We start from the raw sequence: 19,658 nt of genomic DNA on the forward strand, positions 1-19,658 counted from the left end.
CAAAACGACAACAACTGCGAGCCAGTTGGGTGGCTACGCCGAGAAGCCGCCGTCGGACTTGATCAGCTGGCCCGACACCCACCGGCCCGCCGGCGACAGCAGGAACGCCACGGTCCCGGCGACGTCGGCCGGGGTGCCCAGCCTGCCGGTGGGCTGCTGACGCACGACGGCGTCCCGCACCGTGTCGTCCATCCAGCCGGTATCCACGGGGCCGGGGTTGAGGACATTCGCTGAGATGCCCTGCGCACCGAGTTCGCGGGCGGCGGCGATGACGATCCGGTCCAGGGCACCCTTCGATGCCCCGTAGGGGAGGTTGAACGCTGTGTGGTCGCTGGTCAGGGCAACGATGGCGCCGCCGTCGTCCGGTGCCTGCCGGGCGAACGCCGCGATGAGCTGCCAGCTGGCGCGGGTGTTGACGGCGAAATGCCGGTCGAAGGACTCGATGCTGGTGTCCAGGATTCCGGAGTCCACCGATTCGGTGTGGCTGAGCACCATCCCCTGCAGCGGCCCGGCAGCCTGCACGGCCGCTGCCATCAGCTGCCCCGGACCGGCCGGATCCTCCAGGTCCACGGGCAGCAGGTGGACCTGCGCTCCGATGGCCTCCAGCTCCGCCGTCAGCCGGACCACATCCTCCGGTTCGCTGCCCCACGGCATCCGGGCGTCGTACGCCTGCCAGTAGGACACCACCAGGTCCCAGCCGTCAGCCGCGAGCTGCCGGGCGATGCCGGCGCCGATGCCTGCCAGCCTTCCCGCGCCGGTGACCAGGGCAGTCTTGCGGAGGGCGCCTTCTGCGGGAGAGTCCATGGTTCCAGCCTAGTAGGACCGCGCGTGGCCGTTCGGTGCCCGGCCGTCAGTCCGGCAGCATCACCAGCCGGAGGTACCCGCTGAGGCACTCGGACATATCTACGCTGCCCGGGGCCAGCAGCCATTGGGTCTGGATTCCGTCCCACAGGGCAATCAGGGACGCTGCCGCAACCTCCGGGTCCACCCCCGGACGGAGGCGCCCGTCCGCGGCGAGTCCGTTGAACTGGCGGGCATAGCTGCTGCGGAGCCGCTCGAACCGGTCCACAAAAAACTGCCGGCCCGGGTTGGCGTCCGTCAGGGACTCCGCGCACAGGACCGTGTAGAGCTCCAGGACGCCGGGCACTCCTTCGTTGAACCGGACCTGCCGGAGCACCGCATCCACGATGGTCTCCTCGAGGCCGGCTACCGGCGTCCCGTCCCCGCTGATGAAGTCGCGCCAGGTGAGCACCGCCATCAGCAGGCTGCTCTTTGACGGAAAGTAGTGCAGCAGGCTGGTCTGGCTCATCCCGGCCCGGTCCGCGACGTCCTGCAGGGTCCCACCGCGGTAGCCCCGGGCAGCGAACACCGAGTGGGCGGCGGCGAGGATGGCCTCCCGCCGTTGGGTGGATTTCGCGTAAGGGCCGCGCCGGGCAGGGTCGCTGCCCGTCTTTGTGCTCATAAAAAGCGAGTGTACAGGCGCGCAGCAAAAGGTGCCCCGCGAAATTCGAGCGGCTACTCGAATTTGTGCTAGCGTGTCTTCCACTTGCCACCGGGGGTGCTGCACTTCACACTCGAGGGCCCTTTTTCGGACACAACGAGGTGAAGGCAGATGGCGCAACAACTATCGCGACGACAACTCCTGGGAGCTGGCCTGGGGACCGCCACCATGGCGTTCCTCACTGGCTGCGCAACACCGGGTACCGCATCCGTGAACACCCAGCCGGTGATTCCCGCCGCTGCCGGGGAAACCATCACCCTGACCTACTGGGCCTGGTTGAAGGACATCCAGAACGTTGTGGACATCTGGAATGCCGCCAACCCCCGCGTCCAGGTCAAGGTGGAATGGATCCCCGGCGGCAACGTGGGCGGCTACCAGAAGCTGTACTCAGCACTCGCAGCCGGCGGCGGACCGGACCTGGGGCAGGTTGAGCTGCGCTCCCTGCCGGAATTCATGCTGGTCAACGGCTTGGTGGACATCTCCCGGTACGGCGCCCAGGAATTCGCTCCCCGCTACGACCCCACCCTTTGGGGCCAGGTCAGCTACGCGGGCGGCGTTTTCGGCATCCCGCAGGACTCCGGTCCGATGGCCACGTTTTACCAGCCGGCCGTCCTGGAAACCGTGGGTGCCACGCCGCCCACCACCTGGGACGAGTGGGCCGCCGTCGCGCGTGAACTGCGCAGCCGCGGCGCCTACCTGGAAACCTTCCCGCTGGGCGACGCGTCAGTGTTCACCGCATTCGCCACCCAGGCCGGCGCGAGGTGGCTCCGGGCGGAGGAGGACGGCTGGGTCATCAACATGACGGACGACGCCACCCTCAACACTGCCCGCTTCTTCGACAAAGCCATCACGGATGACCTCGTGGAAACCGGATTCGGCGCCTTCACTCCCGGCTGGTTCGCTGCGGCGTCCAAAGGAACCATCGCTGCGGCCACCTCCGGCAGTTGGGGAGATGCCCTGGTCCAGGGCGTCAGCGGCGGCGAAGGCAAATGGCGGGTGGCGCCCATGCCCACGTGGGGCACCACAGGGTTCGGCTCCACCTTCCTGGGTGGCTCCACCGCGGCGGTCTTCGCCAACAGCAAGCACCCCCGGGAGGCACTGGAATTCGCCGTCTGGATGACCTCCTCCAAGGAAGGCATCGACGCCGAGATCAAGAACAGCGGCATCGGCTGGTCCCCCTCCCCCGGCTTCATCGGCAGCCCGCGGCTTGAACCGTCGCCGTTCTTCAGCGGTCAGCGCTACAACGAGGAAGTCTTCCTCCCCGCCGCTACCCGGCAAAATCAGGACTGGTCCTGGTGGCCGGTCACCGAACAGTCCTTCAACATCCTCAGCGACGGGTTCCGCAGGAAACCCTCAGGCATCAGCCTGGTGGATTCCGTGGTGAGCGCTGAACAGCAGATCATGACCGTTTTCCGGAACAAGGGCCTCAGCATCCGAAAGGAGGCGTCATGACCGCGACGCCGCAGACCGAGAAGCGCCGGGCATCCCCGGCAGCCACCCCCTCGCCCGTGCCCAGCCGCGGCCGCCGGAATGGCGCAGCAGCGCGGGCACCCTGGCTCCTCCTGGCACCGTTCCTCGCCCTGTTCATCCTTACCTTCCTGCTGCCCATCGTTGTGGCAATAGGGTCCAGCTTCACCAAGGTGACCCGCGGCGGACTCTTCGGCGAGGCCGGTGTGACCACCAGCTTCGCCGGGTTCGGCAACTACGCCCAGGCCCTGGCCGATGGAAGCTTCGTCGCCTCGATCGGGCGCATGCTGCTCTTCGGCGTGGTGCAGGTCCCGGTGATGATTGTCCTCTGCACCGTGCTGGCACTCATGCTGGAATCCGCCTCCGCCAAGTGGCCCGGATTCTTCCGGGCGGCCTACTTCCTCCCGTACGGCGTCCCAGGCGTGATCGCCACCATCCTGTGGTCCTTCCTCTACGTGCCGGGCCTGAGCCCGCTGGTGGACCTTGCCGGAACCTTTGGGCTCACACCGGATTTCCTGGGCCCTGACACCGTCCTGTGGTCCATCGCCAACATCGTGATCTGGAGCTACACGGGCTACAACATGCTCATCATCGTGGCCCAGCTCAAGTCCATCCCCGTGGAACTCTACGAAGCCGCCAAGGTGGACGGAGCCTCCACGCTCCGGGTGGCGCTGAGCATCCAGCTGCCCCTGATCCGGCCGGCCCTGGTCCTGACCACCGTGTTTTCCATCATCGGCACCCTGCAGCTCTTCGCCGAAGCCCAGGTGCTCAAGACCGTGGCACCGGCCATTGACAGCCAGTACACGCCTAACCTGAGCGCCTACACCACTGCCTTCGCGTACAACGACTACAACGTCGCCGCAGCCCAGGCCGTCCTGATTGCCATTGCGGCCTTTACGCTCTCCTTCGCCTTCCTCAAATTCTCGAACAGGAAGTCATCATGACCACCACCGCCAGCCGCCCGCGCAAGCTGACCGCGCCAGCCAGTTCCCCGGACCGCTCCGCCGGCAAGCGGCGATCCTCCACCATCATCGTCACCTCCCTGCTGGTGGTGGTGGCCCTCTACTTCCTGGTCCCGGTGTACTGGGTGGTGGTTGCCGCCACAAAATCCACTGAGGACCTGTTCGGCACCAACGGCTTCTGGTTCGCCCCCACGTTCTCCCTGTGGGAAAACATCGCCCGCGTCCTGGCCTACGACAACGGCATCTTCCTCCAGTGGTTCCTGAACTCGGTACTGTATGCCGGCGTCGGCGCCCTGGTAGCCACCTACTTCGCCGCAGCCGGCGGGTACGCCCTGGCCAAGTACGAATTCCGCGGCCGGAACCTGGTGTTCGGCACCATCCTGGGCGGCGTCCTCGTCCCGGGAACGGCCACCGCACTGCCGTTGTTCCTGCTGTTCAGCCAGATGGGGATCGCCAATACCTACTGGAGCGTGCTGCTGCCCTCCCTGGTCTCGCCATTCGGACTGTTCCTGTGCCGGATCTACTCCCAGGCCACTGTGGACACGTCCCTCATCGAAGCCGCCCGGCTGGACGGGGCCAGTGAGCTGCGGATCTTCCACACCATCGGCCTGCGGGTGCTGACCCCGGCGCTGGTCACCGTGTTCCTGTTCCAGCTGGTGGGCATCTGGAACAACTACTTCCTGCCCCTGGTGATGCTCTCCGATTCCGGCCTCTATCCCATCACCCTGGGACTGAACAACTGGCTCAGCCAGGTTGACAGGTTGCCCGAGTTCTACGAACTCACCACCGGCGGCGTTCTGCTGTCCATCATCCCGCTGGGCATCGCCATGGTGGTCCTGCAGCGGTTCTGGCGCGGCGGGCTGACGGAGGGTTCCGTCAAGTAACCCCCTCCCCTCCCGTTGCGCTATCACTTTTGGTCCCTAAACCCCCGGTTTAGGGACCAAAAGTGATAGCGCAACTAGGGGGTGGGGGCGGGCTCGGGCTCCCGGCTGGGCGCAGGCTTCCTGATGGTGGCGCTGATGACCGCAGCCACCGTGCACATCGCTGCCGCCCCCAGCCACGCGTAGGTGTACTGCCCGGTGGCTTCGCGGATGGCCCCGGCACCGAGCGCCGCGGCCGCGGCACCCAGCTGGTGCGCCGCGAAGACCCAGCCAAACACCACACTGCCGTCCGCGCCGAACGTTTCGCGGCAGATGGCGGCCGTGGGCGGCACGGTGGCCACCCAGTCCAGCCCATAGATCACCACAAACACGATCATGCTGGGCTGGATTTCCGCGTTCAGGAGCAGCGGCAGCACCAGCAGGCCAATTCCGCGGAACTGGTAGTAGACGGCCAGCAGCACCCTCGGGTTGAACCGGTCGGTCAGCCAGCCGGACGCGATGGTCCCCACAATGTCAAAGATGCCGACGACGGCGAGCAGGCCCGCCGCGGTGGTTTCCGGCATGCCGTGGTCATGGGCTGAGGGGATGAAGTGGGTGCCGATCAGGCCGTTGGTGGTGGCGCCGCAGATGGCGAAGCCCGCCACCAGCGCCCAGAATGTCCGGACCCTGCTGGCCCGGCGCAGTGCCTGCAGTGCCCGGACTGCGGCGTTGACCCGTGGCCCGTCCTGCGGCGCCGGCTCCTGTACGGCGGCCGGGTCCTGGCCGTAAGGCAGCACCCCCGCGTCCGCCGGGGAGTTCTTCAGGAACTTCAGCACCAGGGGCACCACGGCCAGGGCTCCGGCGGCAATCAGCAGGGAGGCCTGCCGCCAGCCGGGATCCTGCGCCAGCATGGCAATGAACGGCAGGAACACCAGCTGGCCCGCGGCGCTGCCGGCCGTGAGGATGCCAATCACCAGGCCCCGGCTTTTGACGAACCACGTGTTGGCGATGGTGGCCGCAAACACCAGCGCCATGGAGCCGGTCCCCAACCCGATCAGGACGCCCCAGGTCAGCAGGATCTGCCAGGACTGGTTGACGAACACTGTCAGGGCACTGCCGAGGCCGATCAGCACCAGGGCCGTAGCCGTGACGCCCCGGATGCCAAAGCGTTCCATCAGCGCAGCGGCAAAAGGGGCCGTGAGCCCGAACAGGACGAGGTTGATGCTGACCGCTGCGGACAGGACGGTCAGGGACCAGCCGAACTCCTGCTGCAGGGGAACCATCAGCACGCCGGGCGCGGCGCGGAACCCTGCGGCCCCCACCAGCGCCAGGAACGCGACGGCGGCCACAATCCAGGCCGGATGGAGCTGTCGCCTGCCCACGGCGGCGCCGGGTTGGGACCTGTCTTTCGGCGGCGTGCTCACGCGGGTGCACCGGAGGCCGCAGTGGCCAGCCCGGTGGGCTGAGCGGACCGGGACAGGCTGTGCCAGCTGGTGGTGGCGGCCGTGAGCGGTTCCCCGCACGCGGTGCAGGTGTCTGCCGATCCGGTGCGCTGCCTGCAACCGGAATGGACCACGTACATGTGCGCGTCGGCTGTCGGCGCCGGAAGGTGCTTCTCCGACCAGATCGCGACGGCGTTCAGCACCGGGAGGGCGTCCTCGCCCATGGGCGTGAGGACGTACTCTGTCCTGGTGCGGCCGCCGTCGGAATACTCCTGCCTGGCCAGCAGCCCGGCAGCCACGAGGCCTGTCAGGCGCCGGGTGAGCACCGAGTCTGCCACCTGGACCTTGGCCTTGATGGCGCCGAAGCGGCCGTTGCCAAAAAACACCTCACGCAGGACCAAAACGCTCCAGGGATCACCCAGGATGTCCAGGCCCCGGGCCATGCTGCAGGCCCGCCCGGAAAGGTCGGATCGAAGTACCATGACGGCACCGTAGCTGACTTTCTTGAAGAAAGCCAGAGTCGATCACAAGACGGTCCGGGCGGGCCCCGTTGTCAGCGCAGGGTGGCGAAGGCCCGTTCCAGGTCCGCGATCAGGTCCTCGGCGTCCTCGATGCCGCAGGAAAGCCGCAGGAGGTTGACCGGGACGGCAAGTTCGGTCCCCTTCACGGAGGCGTGCGTCATTTCGGACGGGTAGTTCATCAGCGACTCGATGCCACCCAGGGACTCGGCGAGGGTGAAGACGGATGTGGACTCGGCCACTTTCCGCGCCGCCGCCTCGCCGCCCTTGAACTGCACCGAGACCATGCCGCCGAACTTCCGCATCTGTTTCCGGGCCAGCTCGTGCCCTGGGTGGTCCGGCAGGCCCGGGTACAGGACCGCCTCCACCTCGGGCCGGCCCAGCAGCCACTCGGCCACGGCCTGGCCGTTGTCGCTGTGCCGGTCCATCCTGACGCCCAGGGTTTTGAGCCCTCGCGTGGTGAGGAAGGCATCCATAGGTCCGGACACCGCGCCCACGGCAAACTGCACAAAACCGATCTTTTCCGCCAGCTCCGCATCCTTCACCACCAGCGCACCGCCCACCACGTCCGAGTGGCCGCCGATGTACTTGGTGGTGGAGTGGACCACCACGTCAGCCCCCAGGTCCAGCGGGGTCTGCAGGTAGGGGGACGCGAACGTGTTGTCCACCACCAGCAGGATCCCCGCGGCATGGGCGATCTCTGCGAGCGCGGCGATGTCCGTGATCTTCATCATGGGGTTCGACGGCGTCTCCACCCAGAGGAGCCGGGTGTTGTTGGCTTCGACGGCCTGCCGGACGGCGTCCAGGTTGGCCATGTCCACCGGGGTGTTTCCGATTCCCCAGTCGCCCAACACCCGGCTGATGAGCCGGTAGGTGCCCCCGTAGGCGTCGTTTCCGAGCACAATATGGTCGCCGGGGCGGGTGAGGGCACGGATCAGGGAGTCCTCAGCGGCGAGCCCTGAGCTGAAGCTGTACGCGTGCGTGCCGCGTTCCAGGGCAGCGAGCTGTTCCTGGAGGGCGTCGCGGGTGGGGTTGCCGCCGCGGCCGTATTCGTAGCCGGCGCGGAGGCCGCCGATGCCGTCCTGCGCATAGGTCGAGCTGAAGTGCAGGGGCGGGACCACGGCGCCGGTGCGCGGCTCGAAAGCCTGGCCGGCGTGCACGGCGCGGGTGTTGAAGCCTTGGTTTTCCGGGAGGGACATGTTGCTCCTTTTCGGGTGCAGGTCAGTTGCTGAGGTAGGCCAGGAGGTCGTGCCGGGTGAGGATGCCTACCGGCGCGCCCACAAACGTGACCATGACCGTATCCACGTCGGAGAGCAGCTCCCTGGCCGCGGAAATGGTTTCCAAGGACCCGATCACCGGCAGCTTGGGGCCCATGTGCTGGGAGATCTTGTCCGTGAGCTTCGCTTCGCCGCGGAACAGCTTGGCGGTGAGGCTCCGTTCGTCCACGGCACCGAGCACCTCGCCCATCACCACCGGCGGTTCCTGCGAGAGGACCGGGATGTGGCTGACGCCGAACTCGTTCATGATGTTGATGACATCGCGCACGGATTCGTTGGGATGGATGTGCACCAGATCCGGCAGTTCGCCGTTTTTGGTTTTGATGACCTCGCCCACGGAGGTTTCCTCACCGCCGGAGAGGAAGCCGTAGGAGCGCATCCATTGGTCGTTGAAGATTTTCGCCAGGTAGCCGCGGCCGGAGTCAGGCAGGATCACGACGACGACGGCGGACTCGGGCAGGTTCTTCGCGGCTTTCAGCGCGGCCACCACAGCCATGCCCGAGGAGCCGCCCACCAGCAGGCCTTCCTCCCGTGCCAGCCGGCGGGTCATGTCGAACGAGTCGGCGTCGCTGACGGCGATCACCTGGTCCGGGATGGACTTGTCGTAGTTCCCGGGCCACATGTCCTCCCCCACGCCTTCGACGAAGTACGGCCGCCCGGTACCGCCCGAGTAGACCGAACCTTCCGGGTCAGCGCCGATGATCCTGACCCGGCCGCCGTCGGCCGCTGCCCGGTCCGCCGAGACTTCCTTGAGGTACCGGCCGGTGCCCGTGATGGTACCGCCGGTGCCGGCGCCGATCACGCAGTGGGTGACGCGGCCGTCCGTATCGTTCCAGATTTCGGGCCCGGTGGTGCGGTAGTGGCTCTCCGGGGCTGCGGGGTTGGAGAACTGGTCCGGCTTGTAGGCGCCGGGGGTCTCGCGCACGATCCGGTCCGAGACGCCGTAGTAGCTTTGCGGGCTGTCGGGCGGCACGGCGGTGGGCGTGACCACCACCTCGGCCCCGTAGGCGCGCAGCACGGCGCGCTTGTCCTCGCCCACCTTGTCCGGGACTACAAAAACGCATTTGTAGCCCTTTTGCTGGGCTACCAGCGCCAGTCCCACCCCGGTGTTGCCGGACGTGGGTTCCACGATGGTGGCCCCCGGCTGGAGTTTGCCGTCCCGCTCGGCGTCCTCGATCATCTGGGCGGCGATGCGGTCCTTGATGGAGCCGCCGGGGTTCAGGTACTCGAGTTTGACCAGGACGGTGGCCTTGGTGTCACCCGTGACGTGGTTGAGTTTGATAAGCGGCGTGTTGCCGATGAGGTCCAGGATGGACGGGGCATACTTCATAACCACCAAACTACCGCTTTGTGACGGCCCTATCCGTCCGCGGGCCCGGACTCTTCCGCCGGCAGGTTCTCCCAGAGGCCCATGACGTTACCCTCCGTGTCGCGGAAGTACGCGAAGCTACCCATTCCGGGGATGGTTTCCTTGACCCGCACCACGGAGCCGCCCGCGGCTTCCACGCTGTGGAGGGTGGCGTCGATGTCCGGGACGTCCACGGTGATGACGGGGTGCTGGAGGTCCTGGGCCCGGGTCATCATGCCGCCGTTGATGGCACCGGGGACGGTGGGCTGGCCCGTTTTTTCGTCCATGGGCGTGGTGACCATTGCGCTGTAGTCCATCCCGGGAACCGGATCGATCCTCCAGCCGAGCGTCTGCTCGTAGAACGCCCTGGCGCGCTCGCCGTCGTCCGCCGGAATTTCGAAATGCACCACTGCGCCCATCGCCTGACCTGGCCCTCCATGTGTCCAGCGCGGCGGTTCCGCGCCACAGCAAGGAGTCTAGTCCCGGCACGGCGCCAGGATAAGGGGCAGGCGGCGCCTTTAGGCTTGGCCCATGTCAATCATTTACGAAGCGACCATTACCCCGTCCAAGCTGGACATGATGGCGGCGTGGCTGCCGCAGCAGGACTGGTTCACCGGCACGGAGCCGCTGGCACTGGAGCGGGTGGCATCCTTCCGCTTTGACGATCCTGCCGGGCAGGTGGGGATGGAGACGCTGCTGATCCGCTCCGGTGCGCACACGTACCAGGTGCCGCTGGCGTACCGGAACGAACCGCTGGCAGGTGCGGAAGATTTCCTGCTGGGCACCACTCTGCACTCGGTGCTGGGTACGCGCTGGGTGTACGACGCCACCGGGGATCCCCTCTATGCGGCAGCCCTTGCCGGCGCCGTGCTGGCCGGGGACCCGCAGGCCAACCAGGTGGAGCACCGCGGCGAAGAACGGATCCCGCTGCCGGCCACCATCACGCTCACCAGCACCGGAACCCCGGGGACAGCCGTCCCGGCCGTCCAGTCCGTCACCGCGCATACCGTTGGCGGGGTGACCACCATCCGCTCGGGTGGCCTCAGCATCGCCGTGGTCCGGTCCCTGGCGGACGACGACGGCACGCATCTCGGCGCAGCCCTCACCGGCGCCTGGGCCGGCGGTCCCGCTGCCGCGTTGCTGGCCACCGCGTCACTTACCGGCCACAGCTGACGTTTTGCACCGGCCAGGCCCCGTACAAAAGCCCCTGCCGGCGGACCGTCCTGGTCCGCCGGCAGGGGCTTTTTGTACGCTCAGCGGCCGTTGAGCAGGGTTTCGCTGCAGTCCTTGTTGTCCTGGCCCCTTTCGGTGTAACCGGTGGGGGTGCTGATGGTGACGTCGTTGATGTACCAGATGTAGTGCCCGGCCAGCTGGGATGAGTAGTTGACCCGGATCCGGCCCTTCTTCTCGTGGATCTCGGCACCAGCGGTCAGCGTGGCCTTGCGGCCCGGCTCGATGTGGATGGTGGAGGCGTTGCTTTCGGTGACGGTGTGGCTCCAGTTGTATTCGCCGGACAGTCCGCCGGTGAAGAAGCTCTTGACCGCGCTGGCGGTGCCGCCGATCGAACCGCCTGATGACCACGATTCGCTGCCTGTGAGAGCCTGGTCAATCACTCCGCGGTCCGAGGTGCAGTTGGTGACGGTCTCGCCCACCGCTTTCCAGTCAAGGAAGGTGTTGCTGCTTTCCTCTTCGAAGGTGCAGGCGTCCAGGGCCATGGTGTTGCCCGTGGTGTGGCCGTCCGGGAGGTAGGCAGTTCCGTCGCAGTCGCCCTGGAGCTCCTCGATGGTGGGCGGCCGGTCTTCGGCCTGGGCCGGCGACACTGGTCCAAGGAAACCAACGCCCAGCAGCGCCGCTGCGGTGATGATGCCGGTTCGTGAGCCGATCTTCTTCATACGATTGGACATGCTCTTCAACTCCCCATTAGTCATTCCTGCGTACCCTCTGGCACTGCCACCACTCTTCCCCGCCGGGGTTGGTCCGGCAACGGATGCGGGGAAGGGTTAGCCGGATGGCTAACATCCCCGCCCCGACCTAGACTCGTGCCGGGGGACGGACTAACAGAAGGCAGGGAACGCGGCGATGGGCTTTCTGGTCGAACACTGCAGCGAACTGGAATCCTCGCTCCTGCACCCGCAGAATTTTGAGCACTCCCCCAGCGGACAATGGCTGGCGGAACGGTACCGGGAGATCGTCCCCGTGATTCTGCCCGACGTCCTCCACTGCCTGGACACCGGGGAACCGCTCGCCCCACGCAGCGTGGCGGCCGTGCGGACCTCAGCGGAGGGCATCCTGGCCGGCCGGGTGCCCTTGCACACGGTCCTTCATGGCGGAATTCCTGCCCTGCGCGTGTTTGCCGCGTTCCTGCAACCGCATCATTCGCGGCTCACCAGCGCCGAGCTCGCGTCGATCCTGGGGCGGGCGTCAGTCGTGGCCACCGAACTGGGCGCCTGCTGGGCCCACGCCTGGTCCAGCGCACCGTCCACCGCAGGATCGTCGGAGCCGGCAGCCGGCGTTCCTGCCGGTGCGGACACTGAAGTGCACGTCCCGGACCTCGTCGCGGTGCCGGGACATCTGGACGACGCCGACCTCGACATGGTGCTGCTGGCTGCGCAGGGCCGCTCGAACGAGGAAATCGCCCAGGCCACCGCGTACAGCCCGCACGCGGTCAAGTGGCATCTGGGCCGCGCGATGCGCACCTGGAACGTCCGCAACCGGGCCAGCCTCATCACCACAGCCCTCCTCCGGGGTGCCTTGCGGCCGCGCACGCGGCTCATGCCGCCGGCGGCCATCCAACCCCCAGTGCCGCAGGACCCGCAGAAGCACTGACCCGCCGCGCCTCCCGGCCCAACTAGGTCGCAGTTGTTGTCGTTATGAGCCCTCAAAACGACAACAACTGCGACCTAGTTGGGAGGGGGTGCAGGGCGGTGTCGGCGGAGCGTGGGACCATGGAAGACATGACCATCGCAGAGGCTTCCCCCCGGCTCGCCGCCGCGGCGGACGCAGCCCTGCGCTGGTATCCGGACGGCCCGTACAGCCTTGCCCGGACGCTCGGGCCGCTGCTCAGGGGTGCCAGCGACCCCTCCTTCAGCAGCCAGGGCAACGACATCTGGAACGCCTTCACCACCACGGAAGGCCCTGCGACGCTCCGGTTCAGCCCGGCCGGTGGCACCGCGACGGAACCCCTGGTGGACGTCCAAGCGTGGGGTCCGGGGGCGGCAGCTGCCCTGGCCACGGTTCCGCGGCTGCTGGGCGTGGACGACGACTGGTCCGGTTTTGACGAGCCCGGCTTTTCCGCGACGCTGCCGGACATGGTCCGGGAGGCGCGGCGCCGCAACCTGTCCCTCCGGCTGCCTGCCAGCGGGCGGATGGTGGACCAACTGGTGCCCATCATCCTGGAGCAGAAAGTCACTGTCATTGAGGCCCGGCGCGCCTACCGCTACCTGATGCACCGCTTCGGCTCACCCGCCCCGCAGGCCGGCGCAGCCACGCCCCCGGGACTGACCGTGGCACCCACCGCCGCGCAGTGGCTGCAGGTCCCCAGCTGGGAATGGCACCGGGCGGGAGTGGGCCCGCAGCGGTCCGCCACCGTGATGCGGGCGCTGCGGTCCGCCGCCGCGCTGGAGCGCCTCGCCGCGCTGCCCGCAGCGGAGGCCGGCCTGAAGATGCAGACCATCCCCGGGATCGGGGTGTGGACCGCCGCGGAAGTGGTGCAGCGGACACACGGCTGCCCTGACTCCATCGCGGTGGGCGACTATCACCTGGCCGCCTACGTGGGCGCGGCCCTCACCGGCCGCCGGACGGACGACGACGGCATGATCCGGCTGCTCGAACCGTGGCGGGGGCACCGGCAACGGGTGGTCCGGATGATCAAGAGCACCGGTTACAGGAAGCCCACGTTCGGTCCGCGGATGACCATCCAGGACCACCGGGGGCACTGAAACCTGTCCCTCAGCCGGCACCTGGCGTAGCTACAGGCCCAGCCGGGAGGCCGCTTCCTCCCGCATCTGGACCTTGCGGACCTTCCCGGAAACTGTCATGGGGAAACTGTCCCGGACATCGACGTACCGAGGGATCTTATAGTGGGCCAGGTGGCCGCGGCAAAACTCGGCCACCCCGGCTTCGTCGAGGGGCGCGGCGCCGGGCTTGAGGATGATGCACGCCATCAGCTCTTCGCCGTAGCGCGGGTCCGGGACGCCGATCACCTGGACGTCCTGCACCGAGGGATGGGTGAAAAGGAAATCCTCGATTTCGCGGGGATACACGTTCTCGCCGCCCCGGATCACCATGTCCTTGATCCGGCCCTCGATGGCTACGTACCCCTCGGCATCCATCCGGGCCAGGTCGCCGGTGTGCATCCAGCCGTCGGCGTCGATGGCTTCGGCGGTTTCCCCGGGCAGGCCCCAGTACCCGGACATCACGGAGTAGCCCCGCGTGCACAGCTCGCCGATCCCGCCGCGGTCCAGGTCTGCCCCGGTGACGGGGTCGGTGATGCGGTTCTCCAGGTGCGGCATGGTCCGGCCCACGGTTTCCGTGCGGTGCTGCAGCGTGTCGCCGTGCCGCGTCATGGTGGACACCGGCGACGTTTCAGTCATGCCGTAGCAAATGGCCACGTCCACCATGTTCATGTCGGTGATCACCCGGTTCATCACCTCGATGGGGCACACTGACCCTGCCATGACCCCGGTGCGCAGGGTGGACAGGTCGTAGGAGGCGAAGTCGGGCAGGGCCAGTTCGGCGATGAACATGGTGGGGACCCCGTACAGGGACGTCCCGCCGAAGTCCTGCACTGCCTCGAGCGCCGCCGCCGGTGAGAATCCGCGGCCGGGAATGATCGTGGCAGCACCGTGGCTGAGCGCGTTCAAGTTGCCTATCACCATGCCGAAGCAGTGGTAGAACGGCACCGGGATCACCACCCTGTCGTGCTCGGTGTAGCCCAGCAACTCCCCGATGGCGTAGCCGTTGTTGAGGATGTTGTGGTGCGTGAGCGTGGCCCCTTTGGGGAAGCCCGTGGTACCTGAGGTGTACTGCAGGTTGATGGGATCGTGCGAATCCAGCTCCGCCATTCTGGCTTTCAAGGCGGAATGCCCGACGGCGTCCGCGTGCTTGAGCAGTTCGGCGTAGGTCAGTTCCGCGTCGCTGAGCGGGGCCACCGAATCAGGTCCGTCGCCGCCGGGGGCGGGCAGGAAAACCAGCTGCTCAAGGTCCGGGCAGCCGGCCAGCGCCTGCCGGGCCATGGCCACAAAGTCGCTGGTCCGGTCCGAGGGTGCGGTCACCAGCATCCGCATCCCATTCTGCCGGACCACAAACTCCAGTTCGTGGCTGCGGTACGCGGGGTTGACGTTCACCAGGATGGCCCCGGCTTTGGCGGTGGCATACTGCAGCAGCGTCCACTCGGCACAGTTGGGGCTCCAGATCCCCACCCGGTCCCCTCGGGCGATGCCCAGGGCGAGGAGCGCACGCGCCAGCCGGTCGACGTCGTCATTCATTTTGGCGTAGCTCCAGCGGCGGGCGTCCGCGCCCGGCACCGGCGCGGCCTCAATCAGCGCGTCGTGATAGGGAAACCTGGCCACCACGCCCTCGAACTGCTGGCCGATGGTTTCCTCAAGCAGCGGAACGTCAGTGTCCCCGGCTGTATAAGCGCGCATGATGGCACGCTACCAACAGGCCTGCGGCTTTGAAAGCATCCGGCCCGTTTCGCAAGGCGCTACGCGGCGCAACAGAACACAGCCAGCTGCCGCGGCCGGTAATGTGGGCAGCATGAGTGCACCGATCGACCTGCAGGCAACGTTCATCCCCAACGAGGGCGAGTTCTTCCGCGTGAAGCTGGCCCTGGAAATCGCCATTGACGAGGTGGTGACCGAACCGGGCTGCATCCGGTACGAACTCACCGAAGCCACGGAGGAGAAGCTGGTCCTGACAGAGCAGTGGGCTTCCGAGGAGGACCTGGCGAAGCACTCCAAGGGCATTGCGGTCCAGGACCTCAATGAGTCCCTCAGCGCATTGCTGGCCGAACCCGCCAAGGTGGAACGCATCTAGCCAGCCCACAGTCAGCAAAAAAAGCCTCCCCCACCCACCGGATTCCGGTGGAGGGGGAGGCTTTGTCAATGCTGGCGGCTTAGGCGCCCGGGATCTGCGATCCGTCCTGGGGGCCCGACTGGGTGGTGCCGGCCTGGTTGCCGGCCTCGGCCTCGGCCTGCGAGCGCGCCACGTGGGCGTGCACCTCGTCCATGTCCAGGGCCTTCACCGCGTCCACCACCTGTTCCAGCTGCTGGGCGTTCAGGGCACCGGGCTGGGAGAAGACCAGCACCTTTTCGCGGAACGCCATCAGGGTGGGGATGGAGGAGATGCCGGCCTCGGCGGCGAGCTGCTGCTCAGCCTCGGTGTCCACCTTGGTGAAGAGGACATCCGGGTGCTTCTCCGAGACGGACGAGTACGTGGGGCCGAACTGCTTGCACGGGCCGCACCATTCGGCCCAGAAATCGACCAGGACAATGTCGTTGCCCTCAATGGTGGATGCGAACTGTTCTCCGGTGATGTCAAGGGTAGCCATGGAACTACGGTACGCGCGATGGGCGTGCGCGTCGCGGCGGGCCCCCTGTTGTTCGCTCCCCGCGTGATCGGGAATAACGTGCCCACCACCGTATACATAAGCACTTCCGGCGCCTACCCTTGGGGTCAGCAGCGCAGTTGAGCGCACCCAGGAGGGTCCATGTCCGTGGCGGTTTCGGCGCAATCCCTGACCAAGAGTTTCGGCCGCCGGGAGGTTCTGCACGGTGTGGACTTCTCGGTGGCTGCCGGGTCAGTGTTCGGCGTGATCGGGCCCAACGGCGCGGGCAAAACCACCACCATGCGCTGCCTGCTGGATATCATCCGGCCCAGCAGCGGCCAGGTCCGGGTACTGGGGGTGGACCCGAGGACGGGCGGTCCGGGGCTCCGGCGCCGCATCGGCTACCTGCCCGGTGAACTGTTCCTGGAGGGCCGGGTCACGGGCCGGAAACTGCTGGCGCATTACCAGGCCATCAGCGGGCCGGTCCCGCCGGGCCGGATCGATGCGCTCGCGGAACGCCTGGGCCTTGACCTTGACCGGCACACCCGCAAGCTCTCCAAGGGCAACAAGCAGAAGCTCGGCCTGGTGCAGGCTTTTATGCACCAGCCGGAGCTGCTGATCCTCGACGAGCCCACCAGCGGCCTGGACCCGCTGGTGCAGCAGGAGTTCCACGGCATGGTCCGGGAGGCCCGGCACCGCGGCCAGACCATCTTCCTCAGCTCCCATGTGCTCAGCGAAATCCAGCAGACGGCGGACACCGTGGGCATCCTGCGGGACGGGCGCATCATCGCCGTGGAATCCGTGGGCGGCCTCCAGGCGGGGGCAATCCGACGGATCCGGCTCACCGCCAGCACGGCGTCGGGCCTTACAGCGGACGACGCCGTGGCGCTGCTGGCGGGAGTGCCCGGCGTCGGGCAGGTGCAGGTGCTGGAGTCGGACGGCGGGGTGACGCTCGCCGCCGTCCTGGAGGGGGCCATCCAGCCGCTGGTCCGGACGCTGGGGCAGCTTCCGCTGACGGACCTGGTGATCGGGGAACCGGACCTGGAGGAAGCCGTGCTGAAACTCTACGAAGGCGGACAGGAGGAGCCCCGGTGACAACGCTCCCCCTGTTCCGCCGCGCCTTCTTCGATTCATGGCGTTCCACCCTGGCCTGGGCGGCAGGCCTGACGGGGGCGGCGCTGCTGTACCTGCCGCTGTACCCCTCCATCGGCGGCAGCGCCCAGATGCAGGACATGATCAACGCGCTTCCCGCCGAAATGACAAAGGCCCTCAACTACGACCAGATTGCCACCGGTCCCGGGTATACGCAGGCCACCTTGTTCGGCCTGCTCGGTTTCCTCCTGATGACCATCGCGTCGGTGGGCTGGGGCGCGGCGGCCGTGGGCGGGGATGAGGAGTCCGGCCAGCTGGAACTCACCCTGGCCCACGGCGTCCGGCGGATCCAGGTGGTCCTGGAACGGGCCCTGGCGCTGCTGCTGCGCGTGGTGCTGCTGGCCGTCCTGGTCCTGCTGCTGGTGCTGGGGCTGAACGGGCCGGCGCAGCTGGGGATCGACGCCGGCAACGTGGCCGGGGCGGCGGTCCTGTTCGCCGGGCTGGCGTTGCTGAGCGGGACGGCAGCCCTGTGCGCGGGCGCCGTGTCGGGGCGCCGCACCTACGGCCTGGCCGCAGGTGCCGCCGTGGGGGTGCTGGGCTATGTCTTTAATGCCGTGGGCCGTCAGTCACCGGACGTGGAGTGGCTGCTGACCCTGAGCCCGTACCACTGGGCCTACGGGAACTCGCCGGTCACCAACGGCGCGGACTGGGGTGCTGCCGGCCTGCTGTGGGGCCTTTCCGCTGCCCTGGTGGCGCTGGCCGCCGTCGCGCTGGACCGCCGCGACGTGGGCGCTTAGTCCCGGCCTGCCCAGGCGTGCGGGGCCGGGGTGCGGGCACCTGGCAGTGCGCTGGCGGCCCGCCATGCGGCAATCCATTCGGGGAGGACCAGGTCTACGGGAGGTTCGCCGAATTCCTTCAGGATCTCTTCCTGGCTGACGGGGCCGCCCCTGGTGACCAGCCGGGTGGCGATGTAGGCACTGGCGTAAATTTCGCCGTCGGCCACCATCCGCTGTTCAAAGTAAATGGCCTTGGCGTCCAGTCCGATGATGCGGGTTTCGATGCTGTACCGCTGCCACAACTGCAGGGAGCGGCGGAAGGTGATGGTTTCGCTGGCCACCACCGGGCCCCAGCCGCGGCGGCGCATCCGCTTCCACACCCGGCTGCGGACCATCAGGTCGAACCGGCCCAGGTCCATCAGCGACAGGTACATGCCGTTGTTGACGTGCAGCGCAATGTCGATGTCCGTGGGCAGGACCCGGAGGTTCAGCGAGGCGGCGTCCCACACGGTGAGCGGCGGCCGTCGGGTGGAACGGAGCAGCAGGAGCAGGGTCCTCAGAAGCAGGTGCATACCACAATGCTACCCGCCGGTAACATCGCGTGCCCGTTGTTGCGCGCAGCGCCGCGTAGGATTCCTGCATGACGCAACAACGCTACCGGGACCTTGCGGAGTGGCCGCTGATGGCGACGGCCCTGTTGTTCCTGGCAGCGTACGCATGGCAGGTGATCGGGCGCGTCGAAGGCAGTGGCGCCGCCTGGCTCGAGGCCCTTATGTGGGCCACCTGGGTCGTCTTCGCCCTGGACTACGCCGCCAACCTCCGGCTCGCGCCGGACCGCCGCCGCTGGTTCTTCCGCAACCTGCACGAGCTGATCATTGTGGCGCTGCCGTTCTTCCGCCCCCTGCGCCTGCTCCGCCTGGTGACGCTGCTGTCCGTCCTGCACCGGACCGTGGGTGAAACCCTCCGCGGCCGGGTGGTCACGTATGTGGCAGGCTCCGCCGCCCTGCTGGTTTTTGTGGGCTCGCTCGCCGTGCTGGACGTTGAGCAGTCCGCGCCGGACGCCAAGATCGTGACGTTTGGCGACGCGCTGTGGTGGGCCATCACCACCATCACCACGGTGGGCTACGGCGACCTGTACCCGGTCACCCCCATCGGCAGGATGGTGGCCGCCGCGCTGATGATGAGCGGCATCGCCGTGCTGGGCGTGGTCACCGCATCGATCGCGTCCTGGCTGGTACAGCGTGTGGAGGACACCGCGGAAACCGCCGCCAACGCCGTTGAGGAGCCGCTGCGGGCCGAGGTTGCCGACCTGACGGCCCAGATCGCCCTGCTCCGCCGCGAAATTGCCGGCCTGCGGGATGACCCCACGCCGTAGCAAAGTCCGCAGGTCAGGTAGTGGAACGCCGCCGCCTGAGTAGCCAACACCAGTAGTCCCCGCCGAAAGTCGGGTAATTCCTACTGGTGCTGGCCCCCGCGCCCGGTTCCTAGACTCGGGATTCCTAGGACCGATTGACGCGCTGGCGGGTCCCCCGGGTTGGCTCCCCGCGGTCCCGCCTCCCTGCAGGGCCTCCGTATTTTTCTGGGTTGCGGATGCTCCATCCCGCACCATCTGGCATCCGGCGTGCACCGGCGCCCGGCGGCGCATCACATGATTCTCCGTTTTGGCTGCCCCGCGTCCGCGGTGCCGTGCAGGACTGGACCTGGATGGACACACCACATGAACCAGCCAAACCCCGCCGTCCCCGACGCCGAAAGCCGGAGCTTCGTCACCGACGAACCCCGGACCGACCTGATTTCCCGTAAACCTGCCGGTCACCGGAAATTATGGGCCGGCGTCGCCACCGCCGCCGTGGTGGCGGTGGTGGGCG

At 67.6% G+C, this 19,658-nt stretch carries 21 protein-coding genes; 10 read left to right on the top strand and 11 right to left on the bottom strand.

The features are described from left to right. Positions 1-33: 33 nt before the first annotated feature. Positions 34-804 (bottom strand): SDR family oxidoreductase, encoded by a 771-nt coding sequence (locus tag ACU18_RS09695; RefSeq protein ID WP_050685344.1) that lies wholly within the window; start codon positions 802-804, stop codon positions 34-36. Between the two features lie 46 nt (positions 805-850). After that, on the bottom strand, positions 851-1,462 hold the full coding sequence (locus ACU18_RS09700) for a TetR/AcrR family transcriptional regulator (RefSeq protein ID WP_050685345.1): 612 nt from the start codon (positions 1,460-1,462) through the stop codon (positions 851-853). Positions 1,463-1,612: 150 nt separating this feature from the next. Here ACU18_RS09700 and ACU18_RS09705 point away from each other — a divergent pair, with 150 nt between their 5' ends. Genes ACU18_RS09705 through ACU18_RS09715 form a run of 3 tightly spaced genes read left to right on the top strand, consistent with a single transcriptional unit; the run spans position 1,613 to position 4,814 of the window. Beyond that, a complete protein-coding gene (locus tag ACU18_RS09705) occupies positions 1,613-2,953 on the top strand; it encodes an ABC transporter substrate-binding protein (protein ID WP_050685346.1) in 1,341 nt (446 codons plus the stop codon). Further along, positions 2,950-3,912 carry a carbohydrate ABC transporter permease gene (locus tag ACU18_RS09710; protein WP_050685347.1) on the top strand — a complete coding sequence of 321 codons (963 nt, stop codon included), beginning with the start codon at positions 2,950-2,952 and terminating at the stop codon, positions 3,910-3,912. Before ACU18_RS09705 ends, ACU18_RS09710 begins: the two co-directional genes overlap by 4 nt. Further along, the gene (locus tag ACU18_RS09715; protein WP_050685348.1) at positions 3,909-4,814 is read left to right on the top strand and encodes a carbohydrate ABC transporter permease; all 906 of its coding nucleotides are present in this window, start codon (positions 3,909-3,911) and stop codon (positions 4,812-4,814) included. The genes ACU18_RS09710 and ACU18_RS09715 overlap by 4 nt, the downstream gene beginning before the upstream one ends. A gap of 74 nt (positions 4,815-4,888) precedes the next feature. On the opposite strand, the gene ACU18_RS09720 is transcribed toward ACU18_RS09715, so the two are convergent. The 5 genes from ACU18_RS09720 to ACU18_RS09740 all read right to left on the bottom strand — a co-directional run bounded on the left by ACU18_RS09720 (position 4,889) and on the right by ACU18_RS09740 (position 9,794). Continuing rightward, positions 4,889-6,214 carry an MFS transporter gene (locus tag ACU18_RS09720; RefSeq protein ID WP_050685349.1) on the bottom strand — a complete coding sequence of 442 codons (1,326 nt, stop codon included), beginning with the start codon at positions 6,212-6,214 and terminating at the stop codon, positions 4,889-4,891. Continuing rightward, positions 6,211-6,714, bottom strand: coding sequence for a winged helix-turn-helix transcriptional regulator (locus ACU18_RS09725; protein WP_050685350.1), 504 nt, complete (start codon positions 6,712-6,714; stop codon positions 6,211-6,213). Before ACU18_RS09725 ends, ACU18_RS09720 begins: the two co-directional genes overlap by 4 nt. A 71-nt stretch (positions 6,715-6,785) precedes the next feature. Next, positions 6,786-7,949, bottom strand: coding sequence for a cystathionine gamma-synthase (locus ACU18_RS09730; RefSeq protein WP_050685351.1), 1,164 nt, complete (start codon positions 7,947-7,949; stop codon positions 6,786-6,788). Between the two features lie 22 nt (positions 7,950-7,971). Next, on the bottom strand, positions 7,972-9,357 hold the full coding sequence (locus ACU18_RS09735) for a cystathionine beta-synthase (RefSeq protein WP_050685352.1): 1,386 nt from the start codon (positions 9,355-9,357) through the stop codon (positions 7,972-7,974). Positions 9,358-9,386: 29 nt separating this feature from the next. Beyond that, positions 9,387-9,794, bottom strand: coding sequence for a VOC family protein (locus ACU18_RS09740; RefSeq protein ID WP_050685353.1), 408 nt, complete (start codon positions 9,792-9,794; stop codon positions 9,387-9,389). A gap of 112 nt (positions 9,795-9,906) precedes the next feature. Here ACU18_RS09740 and ACU18_RS09745 point away from each other — a divergent pair, with 112 nt between their 5' ends. Beyond that, complete coding sequence (locus ACU18_RS09745) at positions 9,907-10,548, top strand: CG0192-related protein (protein ID WP_050685354.1); 642 nt, start codon at positions 9,907-9,909, stop codon at positions 10,546-10,548. Positions 10,549-10,628: 80 nt separating this feature from the next. Here the strand turns inward: ACU18_RS09745 and ACU18_RS09750 are convergent, their stop codons facing one another. Next, on the bottom strand, positions 10,629-11,279 hold the full coding sequence (locus ACU18_RS09750; protein ID WP_157407663.1) for a hypothetical protein: 651 nt from the start codon (positions 11,277-11,279) through the stop codon (positions 10,629-10,631). Positions 11,280-11,454: 175 nt separating this feature from the next. Here ACU18_RS09750 and ACU18_RS09755 point away from each other — a divergent pair, with 175 nt between their 5' ends. Both ACU18_RS09755 and ACU18_RS09760 read left to right on the top strand, forming a co-directional pair. Then, positions 11,455-12,201, top strand: a complete 747-nt coding sequence (locus tag ACU18_RS09755; protein ID WP_050685356.1) for a helix-turn-helix transcriptional regulator — start codon at positions 11,455-11,457, stop codon at positions 12,199-12,201. Positions 12,202-12,329: 128 nt separating this feature from the next. Next, complete coding sequence (locus ACU18_RS09760; protein WP_050685357.1) at positions 12,330-13,313, top strand: DNA-3-methyladenine glycosylase family protein; 984 nt, start codon at positions 12,330-12,332, stop codon at positions 13,311-13,313. Positions 13,314-13,343: 30 nt separating this feature from the next. Here ACU18_RS09760 and ACU18_RS09765 read toward each other — a convergent pair whose 3' ends face one another. After that, positions 13,344-15,020: an AMP-binding protein gene (locus ACU18_RS09765; protein WP_050685358.1), complete on the bottom strand. Its 1,677-nt coding sequence runs from the start codon at positions 15,018-15,020 to the stop codon at positions 13,344-13,346. 112 nt (positions 15,021-15,132) lie between these two features. Between ACU18_RS09765 and ACU18_RS09770 the strand changes: the two genes are divergently transcribed. Further along, positions 15,133-15,411 carry a putative quinol monooxygenase gene (locus tag ACU18_RS09770; protein ID WP_050685367.1) on the top strand — a complete coding sequence of 93 codons (279 nt, stop codon included), beginning with the start codon at positions 15,133-15,135 and terminating at the stop codon, positions 15,409-15,411. Positions 15,412-15,490: 79 nt separating this feature from the next. Here ACU18_RS09770 and ACU18_RS09775 read toward each other — a convergent pair whose 3' ends face one another. After that, entirely contained in the window at positions 15,491-15,925 is a 435-nt protein-coding gene (locus tag ACU18_RS09775) for a thioredoxin family protein (protein ID WP_050685359.1), read from the bottom strand. A gap of 159 nt (positions 15,926-16,084) precedes the next feature. On the opposite strand from ACU18_RS09775, the gene ACU18_RS09780 reads away from it, so the two are divergent. Together ACU18_RS09780 and ACU18_RS09785 are read left to right on the top strand one after the other, a co-directional pair. Beyond that, the gene (locus ACU18_RS09780; protein WP_050685360.1) at positions 16,085-17,017 is read left to right on the top strand and encodes an ABC transporter ATP-binding protein; all 933 of its coding nucleotides are present in this window, start codon (positions 16,085-16,087) and stop codon (positions 17,015-17,017) included. Further along, positions 17,014-17,811, top strand: coding sequence for an ABC transporter permease subunit (locus ACU18_RS09785; protein WP_050685361.1), 798 nt, complete (start codon positions 17,014-17,016; stop codon positions 17,809-17,811). Before ACU18_RS09780 ends, ACU18_RS09785 begins: the two co-directional genes overlap by 4 nt. Here ACU18_RS09785 and ACU18_RS09790 read toward each other — a convergent pair. After that, the gene (locus tag ACU18_RS09790) at positions 17,808-18,362 is read right to left on the bottom strand and encodes a thioesterase family protein (protein WP_050685362.1); all 555 of its coding nucleotides are present in this window, start codon (positions 18,360-18,362) and stop codon (positions 17,808-17,810) included. The genes ACU18_RS09785 and ACU18_RS09790 overlap by 4 nt on opposite strands. A 68-nt stretch (positions 18,363-18,430) precedes the next feature. On the opposite strand from ACU18_RS09790, the gene ACU18_RS09795 reads away from it, so the two are divergent. After that, the gene (locus ACU18_RS09795) at positions 18,431-19,165 is read left to right on the top strand and encodes a potassium channel family protein (RefSeq protein WP_050685363.1); all 735 of its coding nucleotides are present in this window, start codon (positions 18,431-18,433) and stop codon (positions 19,163-19,165) included. Positions 19,166-19,658: the final 493 nt, after the last annotated feature.

Source organism: Arthrobacter sp. ZBG10, from assembly GCF_001238605.1.
GTDB lineage: Bacteria > Actinomycetota > Actinomycetes > Actinomycetales > Micrococcaceae > Arthrobacter.

Coding starts and splice junctions, on each gene's coding strand:
- ACU18_RS09695 (WP_050685344.1), bottom strand. CDS start 804: ATGGACTCTCCCGCAGAAGGCGCCCTCCGCAAGACTGCCCTGGTCACC.
- ACU18_RS09700 (WP_050685345.1), bottom strand. CDS start 1,462: ATGAGCACAAAGACGGGCAGCGACCCTGCCCGGCGCGGCCCTTACGCG.
- ACU18_RS09705 (WP_050685346.1), top strand. CDS start 1,613: ATGGCGCAACAACTATCGCGACGACAACTCCTGGGAGCTGGCCTGGGG.
- ACU18_RS09710 (WP_050685347.1), top strand. CDS start 2,950: ATGACCGCGACGCCGCAGACCGAGAAGCGCCGGGCATCCCCGGCAGCC.
- ACU18_RS09715 (WP_050685348.1), top strand. CDS start 3,909: ATGACCACCACCGCCAGCCGCCCGCGCAAGCTGACCGCGCCAGCCAGT.
- ACU18_RS09725 (WP_050685350.1), bottom strand. CDS start 6,714: ATGGTACTTCGATCCGACCTTTCCGGGCGGGCCTGCAGCATGGCCCGG.
- ACU18_RS09730 (WP_050685351.1), bottom strand. CDS start 7,949: ATGTCCCTCCCGGAAAACCAAGGCTTCAACACCCGCGCCGTGCACGCC.
- ACU18_RS09735 (WP_050685352.1), bottom strand. CDS start 9,357: ATGAAGTATGCCCCGTCCATCCTGGACCTCATCGGCAACACGCCGCTT.
- ACU18_RS09740 (WP_050685353.1), bottom strand. CDS start 9,794: ATGGGCGCAGTGGTGCATTTCGAAATTCCGGCGGACGACGGCGAGCGC.
- ACU18_RS09745 (WP_050685354.1), top strand. CDS start 9,907: ATGTCAATCATTTACGAAGCGACCATTACCCCGTCCAAGCTGGACATG.
- ACU18_RS09750 (WP_157407663.1), bottom strand. CDS start 11,279: ATGTCCAATCGTATGAAGAAGATCGGCTCACGAACCGGCATCATCACC.
- ACU18_RS09755 (WP_050685356.1), top strand. CDS start 11,455: ATGGGCTTTCTGGTCGAACACTGCAGCGAACTGGAATCCTCGCTCCTG.
- ACU18_RS09760 (WP_050685357.1), top strand. CDS start 12,330: ATGACCATCGCAGAGGCTTCCCCCCGGCTCGCCGCCGCGGCGGACGCA.
- ACU18_RS09765 (WP_050685358.1), bottom strand. CDS start 15,020: ATGCGCGCTTATACAGCCGGGGACACTGACGTTCCGCTGCTTGAGGAA.
- ACU18_RS09770 (WP_050685367.1), top strand. CDS start 15,133: ATGAGTGCACCGATCGACCTGCAGGCAACGTTCATCCCCAACGAGGGC.
- ACU18_RS09775 (WP_050685359.1), bottom strand. CDS start 15,925: ATGGCTACCCTTGACATCACCGGAGAACAGTTCGCATCCACCATTGAG.
- ACU18_RS09780 (WP_050685360.1), top strand. CDS start 16,085: ATGTCCGTGGCGGTTTCGGCGCAATCCCTGACCAAGAGTTTCGGCCGC.
- ACU18_RS09790 (WP_050685362.1), bottom strand. CDS start 18,362: ATGCACCTGCTTCTGAGGACCCTGCTCCTGCTGCTCCGTTCCACCCGA.
- ACU18_RS09795 (WP_050685363.1), top strand. CDS start 18,431: ATGACGCAACAACGCTACCGGGACCTTGCGGAGTGGCCGCTGATGGCG.